This window comes from Rhodococcoides corynebacterioides NBRC 14404 (genome assembly GCF_001894765.1).
Lineage (GTDB): Bacteria > Actinomycetota > Actinomycetes > Mycobacteriales > Mycobacteriaceae > Rhodococcoides > Rhodococcoides corynebacterioides.
Window position 1 is genome coordinate 291088 of record NZ_BCWV01000005.1, and the last position, 18002, is coordinate 309089.

The 18002-nt window shown below is 73.5% G+C and carries 5 protein-coding genes; 4 read left to right on the forward strand and 1 reads right to left on the reverse strand.

All coding sequences use genetic code 11. The annotated features are described in order from the left end of the window. Positions 1-3 precede the first annotated feature (3 nt). The 4 genes from RC2_RS13840 (at position 4) to RC2_RS13855 (ending at position 17535) form a co-directional block, all read left to right on the forward strand. A complete protein-coding gene (locus RC2_RS13840; protein ID WP_068150012.1) occupies positions 4-564 on the forward strand; it encodes an FxsA family protein in 561 nt (186 codons plus the stop codon). Positions 565-605: 41 nt separating this feature from the next. Further along, positions 606-2186 carry an amidohydrolase gene (locus RC2_RS13845; protein ID WP_068150026.1) on the forward strand — a complete coding sequence of 527 codons (1581 nt, stop codon included), beginning with the start codon at positions 606-608 and terminating at the stop codon, positions 2184-2186. Between the two features lie 2 nt (positions 2187-2188). Further along, positions 2189-3763, forward strand: a complete 1575-nt coding sequence (lnt, locus tag RC2_RS13850) for an apolipoprotein N-acyltransferase (protein ID WP_082895599.1) — start codon at positions 2189-2191, stop codon at positions 3761-3763. Between the two features lie 329 nt (positions 3764-4092). Next, entirely contained in the window at positions 4093-17535 is a 13443-nt protein-coding gene (locus RC2_RS13855; protein WP_082895597.1) for a non-ribosomal peptide synthetase, read from the forward strand. 60 nt (positions 17536-17595) lie between these two features. Here RC2_RS13855 and RC2_RS13860 read toward each other — a convergent pair whose 3' ends face one another. Next, positions 17596-17940, reverse strand: coding sequence for an RNA polymerase-binding protein RbpA (locus RC2_RS13860; RefSeq protein WP_068150009.1), 345 nt, complete (start codon positions 17938-17940; stop codon positions 17596-17598). Positions 17941-18002: the final 62 nt, after the last annotated feature.

Below are 18002 nucleotides of genomic sequence, written 5' to 3' on the forward strand. Positions count from 1 at the left end.
GACATGCCGCTGATCACGTTCGTCCTGTACCTCGTGGTGGAGCTCGCTGCCCTGGTGTGGCTGGCCTCGACCGTCGGAATTCTCTGGACCGTGGTGACCGTCCTCGGGTTGTCCGTCCTCGGCCTGATCGCCATGCGCTCGCAGGGCCGACGCGTGCTCGGGGAGCTGCGCACCGCGAATGCGCGGCGGGTGCGCGGCCCGGCGGACGCGGCGGCCTCGGCCGGCGCGGTGACCGACGGCGCACTCGTCGCGATCGGGTCGCTGCTCCTGCTGATCCCGGGCCTCGTGTCGTCCGTCCTCGGCCTGCTGCTGATGATTCCCCTGACTCGGGCGATCCTGCGGCCCGTGGTGGCGCGGTTCGCCGCGCGCCGCGTCGAGAACCTGGTCGCGTCGGGTCGCCTGGTGACCACGCGGGGCCGGTTCCGGTCCGGTCACGTCGTCATCGACGGCGACGTGGTGGCCGAGCCGACCGATCCCCGGCCGCGGACGACCCCGCAGGTCGTCGAGGGCCAGGTCATCGAGGGCACTGTGATCGAGAGCACCCCCCGGCCCGACGCGCGGTGACCCGCGGGCGCGCGTCGCGCGCCGACGGGCAGACTGGGCCCGTGAGCACGCAACTCCTCGTCGGCGGACGGATCTACAGCCCCACCAACCCGGACGCGACGGCGATGGCCGTCACCGACGGCACCGTGTCCTGGATCGGGGAGGACCGGCCCGGACGCGCCCTGCACCCGGACGCCGAGATCGTCGACCTCGACGGCGCGTTCGTCGCGCCCGCCTTCGTCGACACGCACGTGCACACCACGGCGACCGGTCTCGCGCTGATCGGACTGGACCTCGGGTCCGCCGTGTCGCTGGCGGAGTGTCTCGACCGGGTCCGTCGGTACGCCGCCGAGCACGCGGACGCCGTGGTGTGGGGGCAGAACTGGGACGAGACGGCGTGGCCCGAGCAGCGTCCGCCGACCACTGCGGAGCTCGAGGCCGCGGCCCCCGGAAGGGCCGTCTACCTGACGCGGATCGACGCTCATTCCGCTGTGTGCTCGGCCGCGCTCCGGCGCGCCGCCGGGGTGGACGCCGACGCCGATGCTCCGGTCGTCGCGGACGATCACCACGCCGTCCGCCGTGCCGCACGCGCCATGCTGTCCGCGGCCGACCGTCACCGCGCCCGCGTCGCCGCCCTCGACCTCGCCGCCTCCCACGGCGTGGTGGCGGTGCACGAGTGCGCCGGGCCGGACATCTCCGGTCTCGCCGACCTGGGGGAGCTGCTCACGGTCGAGCACGGGGTCGAGGTCCGCGCCTACTGGGGTGAGGCGGTCCGCACGGCCGACGACGCGCGGGACCTGCTCGCCGCGACCGGAGCCCACGCTCTGGGCGGGGACCTCTTCGTCGACGGGTCGATCGGGTCGCACACCGCGTGGCTGCACGCGCCGTACGCCGACGCGGAGGGACACGGTCTGTCCTTCCTCGACGCCGACGCGATCGCGGCACACCTCGCGGCCTGCACCGAAGCCCGGATCCAGGCCGGATTCCACGTGATCGGCGATGCCGCCACGAGTGCCGTCGTCGAGGCGATCGAGCGGGTCGCCACCGACCTCGGCGGACCCGCCGTCGCCGGTCGGGGACACCGCCTCGAACACCTCGAGATGGTCACCCCCGAGCACGCCGCCGTCCTGGGTGCTCGCGGAGTCATCGCGAGCGTGCAGCCGGTCTTCGACGCCTACTGGGGCGGCGAGCACGGGATGTACGCGACCCGACTCGGAGCCGACCGCGCCCGGGCACTCAACCCGCTGTCCCTCCTGGCCTCCTCGGGTGTGTCCCTCGCGCTCGGGTCCGACTCCCCGGTGACCCCGCTCGATCCGTGGGCCGGCATCCGGGCCGCCGTCCACCACCGGACCGAGGGGAGCGCCATCTCCCCGCGCGCGGCCTTCGCCGCCGCCACCCGCGGCGCCTGGCGTGCCGGCGGAGTCCGCGACGGTGTCGCCGGCACGCTGGTGGCCGGTGCGCCCGCGAGCTACGCGGTGTGGGACGTCGACGAGCTGGTGGTCAGCGCCCCGAAGGACTCGGTGCAGCGGTGGTCCACCGACCCCCGCTCGCGCGTACCCGCGCTGCCGCGACTCGACGACGACGCGCGCGCCCCGCGCTGCCTCCGGACGGTCCACCGCGGAGTCACGGTGTTCGCCTCGTGACGGTGCTCGTCCGACTGCTCGGGTCCGCCGCGGCCGGGGTCGTCCTGTTCCTGTCCTTCCCGCCTCGCACCCTCTGGTTCCTCGCTCCGGTGGCCGTCGCCCTGGTCGTCCTGAGCCTCACCGTGCCCGGACGCGACGGGCGTACGCCGGGACTGCGCGCGGGCGCGTCGATCGGAGCCGTGTTCGGTCTCGGGTTCTTCCTGCCGCTGTTGCCGTGGATCGGGGAGTACGTCGGTCCGGTGCCGTGGATCGCGCTCTCGGTCGCGGAATCGGTGTTCGTCGCCCTCTTCGGGCTGGCCGTCGTCCTCGTGGCCCGGGTGCCGCTCGCGCCGCTCTGGATCGCGGCCGCCTGGTCCGCCACCGAGTGGCTGCGCAGCACCGTGCCGTTCGGCGGGTTCCCCTGGGGCCGACTGGCATTCGGGCAGTCCGAGTCGGTGCTGCTGCCGATCGCGTCGGTGGGCGGAGCCCCGCTGCTCTCGTTCGCGGTGGCCCTGGTCGGCACTGCCCTCGCGGCCGCGGTGACCGCCCTTCTCGGCGGCGCGCGCCGACGCGTCGTGGCCGCGGGCCTGATCGCGGCGGTCGCGATTCCCGCGGTCGGCCTCGCGCTGCGTCCGACGCTCGCCGGCCCGACGGACGGTGACCGCACGGTCGTCGTCGCCGCGATCCAGGGCAGCGTGCCGCGACTGGGGCTGGACTTCAACGCGCAACGACGCCAGGTGCTCGACAACCACGTCCGGGAAACCCTGCGCCTCGCCGACGAGGTCGACGCCGGGCGCAGTCCGCGCCCCGACGTGGTCGTGTGGCCGGAGAACGCGTCGGACGTCGATCCCACGCGGGACCGCACCGCCGCGGACGAGATCTCCGCTGCGTCCGTTCGAATCGGCGCGCCGATCCTGGTCGGTGCGGTGCTCGCCAACCCGGACGGCACCAGCACCAACTCGGTGCTGGTGTGGGACGGTGCGGCCGGGCCGGGGGAGCGGCACGACAAGAAGATCGTGCAGCCGTTCGGCGAGTACCTGCCGTACCGGAGCTTCTTCCGGCTGTTCTCCTCCTACGCGGACTCCGCCGGCAACTTCGTCCCCGGTAGCGGTGACGGCGTGGTGCACACTCCCGTGTCCGCCGGATCCGATGCGGTGGCGCTCGCCGTCGGAGTGGCCACCTGCTACGAGGTGGCCTTCGACCGAGCCCCCGCGGAGGCGGTGGCGGCCGGCGCACAGATCCTCGCGGTCCCCACCAACAACGCCACCTTCGGTGACACCGAGATGACCTATCAGCAGCTGGCGATGTCGCGCGTGCGGGCGGTCGAGCACTCCCGGACCGTGGTGGTGGCGGCGACCAGCGGCGTGAGCGCGATCGTCGCTCCGGACGGAACGGTGACGTCGCGCACCGGACTGTTCGACGCCGACCACCTCGTGGCCACCGTCGGCGTTCGCTCCACCACCACTCCGGCGACCACGTGGGGCGCCCGAATCGAGGCCCTGCTGGTGGTCGTCGGTGCTGCGGCGGCCGTCGTCGGTGCCGCGCGGACGGTGCGACGCCGGCGAGAACAGGGACAGGGTCCGAACACGGACGACTAGTACTCCTCGGACGTCGTTCGGTCTCCGTTCGTGTAACAATTCCCCAGTCGAATCCGACGAAATAAGTGAGATGTCACCAATCCATCGCCCCGCCCGGCGCGAATTACCGACCAAGAGTCCTGTTACCGCCGACGGGGAGAACGACATCCGATAACGCAGCCTGCACACCAGAGCCAGCACCACCACACGTACGGAGCGACCACGGTCGGGGACACCGAGTCACACGTACTTCGCCGGCCGCGCCGCGCGCTGCCGGCGAACCACTGCCCGATTCTCGGTGAGATGTGTGTGTCGCTCGTCGTATTCGACGAGCGAACGGAGCATGTCCGATGACGTCGTCCACGACGGTCGAGTCCACCGGCGGTACGCCGGACCACCGACCGGCCGACACCGGCGCCTTCCCGTTGAGCCCCGCCCAGACCGGGTTGTGGTTCGCGCAGAAGCTCGCCCCCGAGGTGCCGCTGACCGTCGCGCAGTACGTCGACGTGGCCGGTCCGCTGGACGCCGACCTCGTCGCGGACGTGGCCGCCACCGTCGGAGCGGAGCTCCAATCCGGGTGCATCCGCGTGCTCGACATCGACGGCCGACCACATCAGGTGGTGGACACCGAGTCGGTGCACACGCGGCGCCTCGACCTTCGCGGTGAGGCCGACCCGGTGGCGGCGGCGCATCGCTGGATGCGCGACGAGATGCACGCCCCCGTCGACGTCGAACGCGACCCACTGACGGTCAACGTGCTCCTGCGCGTGGAGGACGAGCGGTGGCTCTGGTACACCCGGATGCACCATCTCGCCGGTGACGGTTTCGGCGCCGTGACCGCCCTGCGCCGGGTCGCCCAGCTGTACACCGCAGCGACCACGGGCGTCGACGCGCCGCCGCAGCGCGCGCACGATCTGGCCGAGCTGTACCGGGCGGAGGAGACCTACCGCCGGTCGCCGCGCTTCACGACCGACCGCGAGTACTGGGCCGCCAAGACGGCGGGACTCCCGGAGCGCTTCTCGCTCGTGCCGCGCTCGGCGCCTGCCGCCGCCACCCGGCGCCGCGTGGACGGCATCGCCGCGACTTCGGTGACCGACGCCATCACCGCGGTCGCCGCCCGCGTCGACGGCACCGAGGCCGCGGTGCTCGTCGCGGCCATCGCCGCCTACCTCCACCGCGTCACGGGATCGGCCGAGGTGGTCCTGAGCCTGCCGGTGTCGGTCCGCACGACGGCCGCACTGCGCCGTTCCGGCGGCATGTTCTCCAACGTGGTTCCGCTGCGCCTGCGCATCGAGGACCACACGACACTCGACGAGCTGATCGCCGCGGTGACCCTCGAGATCACCGGCGCGCTCCGACATCAGAAGTACCGCCACGAGGACATCCGCCGCGACCACGGCAGCAGCACCGACCAGCGCGGCTTCTTCGGCCCGATGGTCAACATCATGCTGTTCGACTGGAGCGTGCAGCTCGGGGATCTGACCGGCCATCTCCACAACCTCTCCAGCGGGCCGGTCGAGGATCTCGCGTTCACCATCTACAACAGCAGCACCCCCGGGGCGGGACTGAACATCGACCTCGAGGCGAACCCCGCCCTCTACGACGACCTGGAGCTCGGCGCCCACCACCGCCGGTTCCTGGCCTTCCTCGCCGCGCTGCTGGATCGGCCCGCCGCGGCCCCCGTCACCGACACTCCGGTCTTCCTGCCGGACGAGCTCGAGACCGTCGTCCACACGTTCAACGACACCGCCGCGACCGTCGAGCCCGACACCCTGTGGAGCGCGTTCGCCCGTCGCGTCGCGGCGACGCCGGACGCCCCCGCCCTGACCTTCGGGGAGACCACCCTCACCTACGCCGAGACCGCGGAGCGCGCCGGCCGAGTCGGCACCGCGCTGCGCCGCCGCGGCGTCGTGCCGGGCGACGTCGTCGCGCTGTCGATGCCGCGGTCGCTCGAGTCGGTCCTCGGCATGTACGGCGTCCTGCACGCGGGCGCCGCCTACCTTCCACTCGATCCCGAGCAGCCCGCCGAACGCATCGCCTCCGTCCTCGACACCGCCCGCCCGCGCTGCGTGCTGACCGAGGACGACGTCGCTGCGGCGGTGACCGACTCGGACGCCTCGGCCGCACCCGCGCCGGTCCGTCCCGACGACCTCGCGTACGTCCTGTTCACCTCCGGCTCCACCGGTCGGCCGAAGGGCGTCGCCGTCACGCACCGGGCGATCACCAACCGGCTCGAGTGGATGCAGCACGAGTACCCGCTGACCGACGACGACGTGGTCCTGCAGAAGACCCCGTCGACCTTCGACGTGTCGGTGTGGGAATTCTTCTGGCCCCTGCGTGTCGGCGCCCGGCTGGTCATCGCCGAACCCGGGGTGCATCGCGAACCGCGCCGGTTGCTCGCCGCGATGATCGACGCCGAGGTCACCACGGTGCACTTCGTGCCGTCGATGCTGGCCGCCTTCGTGGCAGAGATGCGCGACTCGCGGGTCTGCCCCACCCGTCTGCGCCGAGTGTTCAGCAGCGGTGAGGCGCTCCCCGCCGACACGGCCGCCGCCTTCACCGACGCGACGGCGGTGCCGCTGCACAACCTGTACGGCCCCACCGAGGCAGCCGTGGACGTCACCTACCGCCGCTTCCGCCCGGGGGACGTCGGCACCGTGCCCATCGGACGCCCCGTGTGGAACACCCGGGTGCACGTGCTCGACGCGCGGCTGCGCCCGGTGCCCGTCGGCGTGGCAGGGGAGCTCTACCTCGCCGGCGTGCAACTGGCCCGCGGCTACGTCGGGCGCCCCGACCTCACCGCCGACCGGTTCGTCGCCGATCCGATCGCCGCCGACGGGAGTCGGCTCTACCGCACCGGCGACCTCGCCCGGTGGCGCAGCGACGGCGACCTGGACTACCTCGGCCGCACCGACTTCCAGGTCAAGGTCCGCGGCCTGCGCATCGAGCTCGGCGACGTCGAGGCCGCCCTGCTCGCCCACCCCGGCGTCGATCACGCCGTGGCCGTCGCCCGACCGGATCACCGCGGCGACACCCGACTGGTCGGATACGTCGCCGGACCGAGCGCCGCGTCCCTCTCTCCCGACGACGTCCGCGCGACCGCGGCGGCCCGCGTGCCGGCGTACATGGTTCCCGATGTCGTGACCGTGCTGGACGCCCTCCCGCTGGGCAGCAGCGGCAAGGTCGACCGGCGCGCCCTTCCCGAGCCGACGGCACCGTCGCCGGCCGACGACGTCGCCCCGCGCACCGACCTCGAGCGTCGTATCGCGACCGTCCTCGCCGACGTGCTGGAGATCCCGGCTCCCGGCGTTCACACGAGCTTCTTCGACCTGGGCGGCAACTCGCTCTCGGCCACACGCGTCGTCGCGCGACTCACGAACGATCTCGACCGCCACGTGGGTCTCGACGACCTGTTCACCGCGCCGACGGTGGCCCGACTCGCCGAACGACTGACCGCGGTGGACGCCCCGGCCCACCGACCGCCGCTGGTCGCCGTGGCCCGACCGGACGTCGTGCCGCTGTCGCCGGCGCAGCAGCGGCTGTGGTTCCTCAATCGGCTCGATCCCGGCTCGGCCGTCTACAACATGCCGCTCGCGCTCGACCTCACCGGACAGCTGAACCTGTCGGCGCTGCGGCAGGCGCTGACGGACGTGGTTCACCGGCACGAGAGTCTGCGGACCGTCTTCCCCGACGGCCCGACCGGGCCGCACCAGGTGATCGAGGAGCCGGGGACGCCGGATCTCGGCCCGATCGACATCGCCGAGCCCGACCTCGACCGGGTCGTCGCCGACGTCGTCGGACACGGATTCGACGTGCGCCGCGACCATCCGATCCGTGTGCGTCTGTTCCGACTCGGCTCCGACCGTCACGTCCTCGTGGTGGTCCTGCACCACATCGCGGCGGACGGGTGGTCGTTCGTTCCACTGGCGGCCGACGTCGCCCTCGCCTACGCCGCGCGCGCCGCGGGGGAGGCGCCCGCGTTCGCGCCGCTGCCGGTCCAGTACGCCGACGCGGTGCTGTGGCAGCGAGCCGTGCTCGGTGACCCCGCCGATCCGGGCAGCGTCCTCGCCGCCCAGACCGCGTTCTGGACGGACCGACTCGCCGGTCTGCCCGAGGTGCTCGACCTGCCCACTGACCGACCGCGCCAGGCCGTCCCCGCCGTCGCGGGCGCAGTCCACGCCTTCGAGCTCGACGCCGACCTGCGCGCGGCGATCACGGCTCTCGCCACCGCGCACTCGGCGAGCACCTTCATGGTGGTCCACGCCGCACTCACGGCACTGCTCGGCCGGCTCGCCGACACCGACGACGTCGCCGTCGGCACTCCCGTGGCCGGGCGCGGTGACCGGGCGCTCGACGGCGCGGTCGGCATGTTCGTCAACACCCTCGTGCTGCGCGCCGCACCGCGCGTCGACCGGTCGTTCGTCGACCTGCTGCGTGCGGTCCGCGACGACGATCTCGAAGCGTTCGCGCACGCGGACGTGCCCTTCGACACGGTGGTCGACGCCGTCGCGGCCGACCGGACGTCGGCGCACCACCCGCTGTTCCAGGTCATGCTCTCCTTCGACAACCTCGCGCCCGCCGCGGTGGCCCTGCCCGGGCTGACCGTCGCCGCCGGCGAGGTCGACACCGGCACCGCGAAGTTCGACCTGACCGTCGAGTTGGTGGACCGCCCGGGCGGCGGGTTCCAGGCTCGCCTCGGGTACGCGACCGCCCTGTTCGACGACACCACGGCGGCCGACCTCGCCCAGCGTTTCCTCGCGGTGCTCCGTCAGGTCACGGCCGATCCGACCGTCCGTGTCGGCGACGTCGACCTGCGGCTGCCCACCGACGTGGCGCCCGAGGCCGACGCGGTCCTCGTCGGCCCGCCCGGTGGCGCGCCGACCACGCTGCCGGAGTTGCTGCGCGCCACGGCCGCCCGGTTCCCCGACCGGGACGCGGTGATCGAGGCCGACCACACCCTCACCTACGCCGAACTGGATCGGCGATCGGATCTGCTGGCCGCGGCACTCGTCGACCGGGGGATCGGACCCGAGGTCCGGGTGCCCGTCTGCGTGGGCCGCTCGGCGGCATCGCTGATCGCCCTGTGGGCCGTCGCCAAGTCCGGTGGCGCCTACACCCCTCTCGACCCGAAGTACCCCGCGGACCGACTGGCCACGATGGTCGCCGACACCGGCGCCGTCGTCGGACTGGCCGGCGACGAGCGCGCGATGCTCCCGGACACGGTCCACTGGCTCGACCCGCGCACCGACCACGCACTCGCGGCGGCGCCCGTCGCCGTGCCGGCACCACACCCCGACCAGGCCGCCTACCTGATCTTCACGTCCGGCTCGACCGGCCGCCCCAAGGCCGTCGTGGTGTCCCACCGCGGCATCGCGGATCTCGCCGCCGACACCGCAGCGGCCGCCGGGGTGGACGAGACCATCCGCGCCCTGCACTTCGCGTCGCCGTCCTTCGACGTCTCGCTGATGGAACTGCTGATGGCATTCGCGGTGGGCGGCGCGGTGGTCCCGGCTCCCACCGACGTCTACGGCGGCCGCGACCTCGCGGCGCTGCTCCGCGACCGTCGGGTCACCCACGCCGTGGTCACCCCCGCCGCACTCGAGACCGTCGACCCCGACGGTGTGCCCGACCTGCGGTTCGTCGCCGTCGGTGGCGACGTCTGCACGCCCGCGCTGGTCGAGCGGTGGGCCCCCGGCCGCACCATGCTCAACGTCTACGGTCCCACCGAGGCCACCGTCGTCGTCACGCGCACGGAGCCGATGAATCCCGGCGAGCCCGTCACCATCGGCCGTACCCGCACGGGCGTCGAGACACGCGTACTCGATCGCCGGCTCCGTCCGGTCGCGCCGGGAGTGCGCGGCGAGCTGTACCTGTCGGGACCGAGCCTCGCCCGCGGCTACCAGGGCCGCCCGGGGCCGACCGCGGAACGCTTCGTCGCCGACCCCGACGGTCCGCCCGGTTCTCGGATGTACCGCACCGGAGACGTCGTCGCACTCCGCACGAACTCCGGCATCACCGCGGCTCCGGACACCCGTGCCATCCATTTCCTCGGCCGCGCGGATCACCAGGTCAAGGTGCGCGGCCATCGTGTCGAGCTGGCCGAGATCGATGCCGTGCTGCAGACCGAGCGCGCCGTGACGTGGTCGGTCACCCTGCTGGTCGACGCCGATCGGCGCGACGTCGCGCGGCTGGTCACGTACGCGGTGACCGACGCCGAGGACCGCGACGCGCTGACCGCGCGACTTCTCGAGGCCGCCCGCCGCGCGCTGCCGGACTACATGGTGCCCGCGTCGATCGTCTGGCTCGACGCGCTGCCGCTCACGCCGGCGGGAAAGCTCGACCGCCGCGCCCTGCCCGTGCCCGCGCCCCCGCAGAGCGACGTCCCGCACGAGGAGCCGGCCACCGACACGGAACGGACCGTCGCGACGGCCTTCGCCGACGCTGTCGGCCTCGAGCGGGTCGGGCGCCGTGATCACTTCTTCGACTCCGGAGGCAACTCCCTCACCGCGACCAGGGTCGCGGCGACGCTGTCCGACGCGCTCGGCCGGGACGTCGCCGTCCGCACGATCTTCGAGCATCCGACCGTCGCCGCTCTGGCGGCGCGCATGGATACCGTCGCCGCGCTGGCGACGCGACTCGACACCGACGCCGGCCCCGCCCGCGTGCCGCTGGTCCCGCAGGAGCGCCCGGCTCGGATCCCGCTGTCCCTGCCGCAGCAGCGACTGTGGTTCCTGAACCGGCTGGATCCGACGTCCGACGCGTACACGATCGCACTGTCGGTCACGATCGACGGGCCGGTGGACCGGGACGCACTGGGGCGCGCGGTCCTCGACGTGCTCGACCGCCACGAGGCGTTGCGCACCGTGTTTCCCGAGACCGACGACGGCCCGCACCAGGTGGTGCTGCCCATCGACGACGTGCGCGACCGACTCGACGTCCGCGACCTCCGCGGGGCCACCCGGGCGGACGCCGTCCCGCAGGCCCTGCGGTCGCTGGCGCACCGCGGCACCGACCTCACCACGACCACCCCGGTGCGCGCGGTGCTGCTGCGCGTGTCCGACACCCGCCACGTCCTCGGGGTCGCGATCCACCACATCGCGGCCGACGGATGGTCGATGCGGCCCCTCACCCGCGACCTCGTCGCGGCGTACACGGCGCGGGCGGCCGGGCGGGAGCCGGAGCTGCCGCCTCTCCCCGTGCAGTACGCGGACTTCACGCTGTGGCAGCGCCGCATGCTGGGCGACGAGTCCGACCCGACGTCTCGCGCTGCCGCGGACCTCGCGTTCTGGACCTCGACGCTGGCGGGCCTGCCCGACGAGTGCACCGTGCCGGGCGACCGACCCCGCCCGGCACTGCCCGGCCACCACGCCGGCTCGCGCGAGTTCGCCGTGCCCGAGGGCACGATGGCCGCCCTCACCGCAGCCGCCGCGCGGCACGGCGGTACGCGCTTCATGGCGCTGCACGCCGTCCTCGCCTCCGTGCTGAGCCGGCTCGCCGACACGACCGACGTCGTGATCGGCACCCCGGTCGCCGGGCGCCACGACGCCGCGCTGCACGATCTCGTCGGCATGTTCGTGGGCACCGTGGTGCTGCGCACCCCGATCGAACCGGGCGACAGCTTCGCCCGGGTGCTGGAGCGCGTCCGCACGGTCGACCTCGATGCCCTCGGCCACACCGAGCTGCCGTTCGAGCGCGTCGTCGACGCCCTGTCGCCGCCGCGGGTCGCGGGGCGGCACCCGCTGGTCCAGGTGGTGCTCACCGTGGACGAGAGCATCGACACCACCGTGTCGACGGGGGACCTCACCTGGTCGGCGGAGCCGATCGACATCGACCGCAGCAAGTTCGACCTCGACGTCGCCGTGATCGGCGGCCCGGACGGGTGGACCGTCCGCATCACCTACAGCCGGGACCTGTACGACGAGTCGACCGTCGACCGCCTCGGCGAGCGGTTCCTCACCGTCGCCGCGGCCGCCGCGGCGCATCCCGAGCGCGCGCTGGGCGACGCGTCGCTGCTCACCGCCGACGAGCGCGCGCGCCTCGACGCGCGCATCCCCGAACCGGTCGACGCGCCGGTGGTGCTCCCGGACCTGTGGGCGTCCGCGGTGCGCCGCGGCGGCGATCGACTCGCCGCCGTCGGCACCGCCGGCGAGCGGGTGACGTACGCCGAGCTCGATCGCCGGTCCACTCGGCTGGCCCGGCGCCTGCTCGCGCACGGTGCCGGCCCCGAGGACGTCGTCGCCGTCGCGCTGCCGCGCTCGCTCGCGGCGATCGCCGCGGTCCTCGCGGTGACGAAGACCGGGGCCGCGTGGGTTCCCGTGGACCCGCGCTATCCCGCGGACCGCGTCCGCCACATGCTCACCGACAGCGGTGCCCGGCTGGGCCTCACCGCGGCGGACCATCGGCCCGACGACGACCTCGCGGACGTGTGCTGGCTGGACGTGGAGCACGACCCGACCGACACGCTCGATCTCCCCGTCACCGACGCCGACCGTCGACGCACGCTGCGGGCGGACCACGTGGCGTACGTGATCTACACGTCCGGGTCGACGGGTGTGCCCAAGGGTGTCTCGGTCACCCATGCCGGACTGTCGGCGTTCGCCGACGCCGAACGCGCGCGGTTCGCCGTCGACGCCGACGCGCGGGTGTTGCACGTCGCGTCACCGAGCTTCGACGCGTCCGTGCTGGAACTGCTCATGGCCGTGGGATCCGGCGCCACGCTGGTGATCTCGCCGCCCGACGTGTTCGGCGGGCGCGAGCTGGCCGACCTGATGCGTCGGGAACGCGTGAGCCACGCGTTCGTCACCCCGGCCGCCCTGGCGACGGTCGACGAGGACGTGTCGGCGACGGCTCTGCCCGACCTGCGGACGGTCGTCGTCGGCGGCGAGGCCGCGGGCCCGGACCTCGTCCGACGCTGGGCGCCGGGCCGTCTGATGGTCAACGGCTACGGACCGACCGAGACGACGGTGGTCGCAACGACGGACGTCCTGGAGGTGGACCGTCTCGTCACCGTGGGCACGCCGATTCCCGGGGCACGAGCCGCGGTCCTCGACGTACGTCTGCACCCGGTCCCGGACGGCACGACGGGCGAGCTGTACCTGGCCGGGCCCGGGCTCGCGCGAGGTTACCTGCGCCGGGCGGCGCTGACCGCGGGCCGGTTCGTGGCCGATCCACGGGGCGCGGGGGAGCGGATGTACCGCACCGGCGACCTCGTCCGGTGGACCACCGACGGACGGCTCGAGTACGTCGGACGCACCGACACGCAGGTCAAGCTGCGCGGCTTCCGCATCGAGCCGGGGGAGATCGACGCGGTCCTCACGGCGCGCGACGACGTGTCCTTCGCCTACACCGCGGTCCACGTCGACGAGACCGGCATTCCCGCTCTCGCCTCGTGGGTCGTCCCCGCGGCCGCGGCCACGATGGACCCGGACGCGGTCCTCGCCGATCTCGCCCGCACGCTCCCGGCGCATCTGGTCCCGGCCACGGTCACCACCCTGACGGCCGTACCGCTCACCCCGGTCGGCAAGCTCGACCTCTGCGCACTGCCCGCCCCGACTGCCCCGGCCCGCGCGGACCGGGTCGTCGAGGCCCCGGCGACGCCGACCGAGCGCATCGTCGCCGACGTGGTGGCGAGCGTGCTCGGCGACGGGTGCGGGCCGATCGGCCGCGACGACGACTTCTTCGCCCTCGGCGGCAACTCGCTGCTGGCCACGCAGGTCGCCTCGCGCATCGGATCACGAACGGGCCGAACGGTTCCCGTCCGCGCCCTGTTCGAGCACCCGGGCGTGCGCACGCTCGCTGCGCACGTGGACACCCTCACCGCCGACGACACCCCCGCACCGGGCAGCATCGCGCGACCCGACCGGTTGCCGCTCAGCCCGGCGCAGACACGGCAGTGGTTCCTCAACCGGGTCGATCCGTCGTCGCCCCTCTACAACGTGCCCGTGGTGGTACGTCTCGACGGGCCGCTCGACGTGGCCGCTCTGCAGGCTGCGCTCGGTGACGTGGTGACGCGGCACGAGGTGCTGCGCACGGTCTACCCGGCAGCGTCCGACGGTCCGGAGCAGGTGATCCTGCCCGCGGTCGACGTGCCTCTCGCCATCCGCGACGTCGCCGAGGACGAGGTGCACTCCGCCGCCCTCGCCGCGGCCGGGACGGGCTTCGACGTCACCGTCGATCCACCGCTGCGCGCCACGCTGCTGCGCCTCGACCCCACCGCCCACGTACTGGTGCTCGTGATGCACCACATCGCCGCCGACGGGTGGTCGCTCGGGCCGCTGGCCGCCGATCTCACCGGTGCGTACGACGCGCGGTCCGCGGGCCGCGCACCCGAGCTGCCGCCGCTCGAGATCCAGTACGTCGACCACACGCTGTGGACGCAGGCGCGGCTCGGCTCCCTCGACGACCCGTCGTCGCTCCTGACCACGCAGCTGGCCTGGTGGACCGAGACTCTGGCCGGCGCCCCGGACACTCTCGGCATTCCCACGGACCGACCGCGTCCCGCCACGCCGTCGTACCGCGGCGGCACCGTCGACGCGCACCTGGACGACGATCTGCACCGTCGTCTCCGCGAGGTGGCCGCCGAGGAGGGAGCCACCCTCTTCATGGCTCTGCACACGGCCCTCGCCGTGACCCTCGGGCGCCTCGACGGGCGGTTCGACACCGTGGTCGGCACCGCGGTCGCCGGACGTGGGCACGAGGCGATCGACCGGCTCGTGGGCATGTTCGTCGGCACCCTCGCGCTGCGCACCCGGATCGATCCGCGATCACCGCTGCAGGAGGCCCTGCGGGCCGTGCGCACGGCCGACGTCGAGGCGTTCGCTCGGCCCGACGTGCCGTTCGAGCAGGTGGTGGACGCGATCGCGCCCGCCCGGTCCGCCGCGCGTCACCCGATCTTCCAGGTGATGCTCACGGTGCGGGACGACGTCCCCACCCGAGCCCGCATGGGTGCAGGCGGCGCCGTCGTCGATGCCCGGGTGGCCGAGATCGACGTCGCGGTGGCCAAGTTCGACCTGCAGGTCACCGTGACCGAGCACCGCACCGACGCCGGCGAGCCCGCCGGGCTCACCCTCGGGCTCGACTACGCCACCGATCTCTTCGACGAGGCGACCGCGCGGACGCTGCTCGACCGGCTCGGCACCGTGCTGCGCACCCTCGCCACCCGGCCCACGACGGCGGTCGGCGCGATCGACCTGCTCACGCCCGACGAACGCGCCGCGCTGGTCCCCGTCGGCGCACGTCACGCGGACGCGCCGCGGACGTTGGCCGCCGTCCTCGACGACGCCGTCCGACTCTCGCCCGACGGCATCGCCCTCGAACACCTCGGCCGCGCGCTCACCTACCGCGAGCTCGACGCCCTCACCGACCGGTGGGCTCGTCGACTCGTCGCGCAGGGAGTGGGCCCGGGCACCCTGGTCGCCGTCGGCATTCCGCGCTCCCTGGACTCCGTGGTGGCCGTGCTCGCGATCGTGCGCGCGGGAGCGGGGTTCCTGCCGGTCGATCCGGCCTATCCGGCGGATCGCATCCGGCACATGCTCACCGACGCACGGCCGACCCTCGGCCTGACCACGGCCGATCACCGCGCGGCACTGGCCGTGGACGGGACCGAGACGGTCTGGCTGCTGCTCGACGACGAGACGCTCGCATCCGGGCCGCTCGCCCCGGGCGCGCTTCCGCGGGCCGAGCTCGCCCATCCCGCCTACGTCATCTACACCTCCGGATCGACCGGAACGCCCAAGGGCGTCGTCGTCACCCACGCCGGGGTGTCGACCTTCGCCGCCGAGCTCACCGACCGACTGGACGTCACGAGCGCCTCCCGCGTCCTGCACTTCTCGTCGGTCAGTTTCGACGCGGCCGTGCTCGACCTGCTGTTCGCGCTCGGCGCCGGCGCCACGATGGTGATCGCACCCACGACCGTCGTGGGCGGCCGGGAGCTCGCGGAGTTCCTCGGCCGGGAACGGGTGACCCACGCCTTCGTCACCCCGGCGGCGCTGACCACCGCCGATCCGGCCGCGGCGACCGCGCTCACGCATCTCGTCGTGGGCGGCGACGCCTGCTCCCCGGACCTGGTGGCGCGCTGGGCCCCGGGCCGGAACCTGCACAACGCCTACGGTCCCACCGAGACCACCATCGTCACCGTGATGTCCGACGCCCTCACCCCGGGTGCACCCATCGGCATCGGATCACCCGTCCGCGGCGTCGCCGCCGTCGTGCTGGACCGGCAGCTCGAGCCCGTGCCGTACGGCGTGGTGGGCGAACTCCACCTCACCGGTGACGCGCTCGCGCGTGGGTACCTCGGGCGCAGCGGCCTGACGGCGGCGCGCTTCGTCGCCGCGCCGCACGGCAAGCCGGGGGAGCGGATGTACCGCACGGGCGACCTGGTGCGGTGGCGTCGCACCGACGACGGCCCCGTGTTGAGCTACGTGGGCCGATCCGATCACCAGGTCAAGGTGCGCGGATTCCGCGTCGAGCTCGGCGAGATCGACGCCGCCCTCGAGGCGCACGACGACGTCGAGTTCGCCGTGACCCTCGGTGTGGCCGACGGCGACGACGCAGGACCGACCACACTCGCGTCGTACGTCCTCGTCCGGTCGGGGTCGGCGGTGGACGGCACCGCGCTGCGTCGCCATCTGACGCGGCGGTTGCCGTCGTACATGGTGCCGACGTCGGTGACGCTGCTGGACACCGTGCCGCTCACGCCCACCGGCAAGCTGGATCGCCGGGCCCTCCCGGCGCCCGCACCCCTCGCCGACACGGTCTACCGGGCCCCACTGACCCACACCGAGGACCTGGTCTGCGCGGTGTTCGCCGAGGTGCTGGCGGTCGACCGGGTGGGCCGGGACGACGACTTCTTCACCCTCGGCGGCACGTCCCTCGTGGGCGTGCGCGCGGCTCACGAGTTGGGGGAACGGCTGGGCCGAACCGTGCCGGTGAGCCTGCTGTTCGGAACCTCGACCCCGGCCGAGCTGGCCTCCGCCCTCGAGGAGCCGACCGCCGGGAACACCGATCTCCTGGCGCCGCTGGTGACGCTCCGAGCCGGCCGCGACGACGTCGCGCCGCTGGTGTGCGTGCACCCGGCGTTCGGCCTGGCCTGGACCTATCACGGTCTCGCGCGGCGTCTCGGTGGCGACCGTTCCGTTCTGGGGCTCCAGACTCCGACGCTGGCCGGCGAACGGTCCGAGTTCGACTCGATCGAGGATCTGGCGCGTGACTACGTCGACCGGCTGCAGGCAGAGCACCCGACGGGTCCGTACCACCTGCTCGGGTGGTCCCTCGGCGGACTGATCGCGCACGCCATGACCGCGGAGCTCGAGCGGCGCGGCGAGCGGGTCGCGACCCTGGCGATGCTCGACAGCTACACGCTCACGGCCGAGTACCTCGACCGGGTGCCCACACTGCGCGACCTGATCGAGGAGGTCACGGGAACTCCACTGCCCGAGGGCCTCGATCCGACGCCCGCGGACGCCGCCGACCTGGCCCGCGCGGCGGGCGACGGGGCCGCGGCGCTGACCGCCGACGTCGTCGAGCGTCTCCATCGCGGGTACGTGCACGGCAGCACGCTGGCCCACCGCTACCGGCCGACGCCGGTCGAGGCCGACGTGCTCTTCTTCTCCGCCACCGCCGACGAGGTCAACGCGCACGACACCCGTCGCCGCGCCGCCGCCTGGGAGCCGTTCGTCCGGGGGACGGTGCAGGACCATCCGATTCCGTGCGCGCACGCGCACCTCACCACGGATCGCGCGCTCGACGTGGTCGTGCCGGTGCTCGACGAACACCTCGGGCCCCGACACCGGTGAGGTGTCGGGGCCCGAGGTGGGGTCGAACGAAACCAGACGCCGGCTCCGCGTCGCTGTGTCCTAGACGCCGGCTCCGCGTCGTTTTGCCTTGAGCAGGTCCAGCCGCTCCTTGAGCAGCTCGTCCAACTCCTCGACGGAACGGCGCTCGAGCAGCATGTCCCAGTGGGTGCGCGGGGGCTTGACCTTCTTGGCCTCCGGCGCGGTGCCCTCGACGAGAGTGCCCTCCATACCGTTGCGGCACATCCACGTGCCCGGCAGCTCCGCGTCGTCCGCGAACGGCACGTCGAAGATCTCACCGTTGTCCGTCTTGTACCGAGCCATGCGACGAGGCGCGAGGTCGTGGTCGCGATCGGTCTCGTAGCTCACCGCTCCGAGCCGACTACCTCGAAGTACGCGGTCTGCCATAAGAGTCCTCTCTGTCGTCCTGCGTGCTCTGGAATCAACGCACCGGGATCCGGAAACGTTCC

Coding starts and splice junctions, on each gene's coding strand:
- RC2_RS13840 (WP_068150012.1), top strand. CDS start 4: ATGCCGCTGATCACGTTCGTCCTGTACCTCGTGGTGGAGCTCGCTGCC.
- RC2_RS13855 (WP_082895597.1), top strand. CDS start 4,093: ATGACGTCGTCCACGACGGTCGAGTCCACCGGCGGTACGCCGGACCAC.
- RC2_RS13860 (WP_068150009.1), bottom strand. CDS start 17,940: ATGGCAGACCGCGTACTTCGAGGTAGTCGGCTCGGAGCGGTGAGCTAC.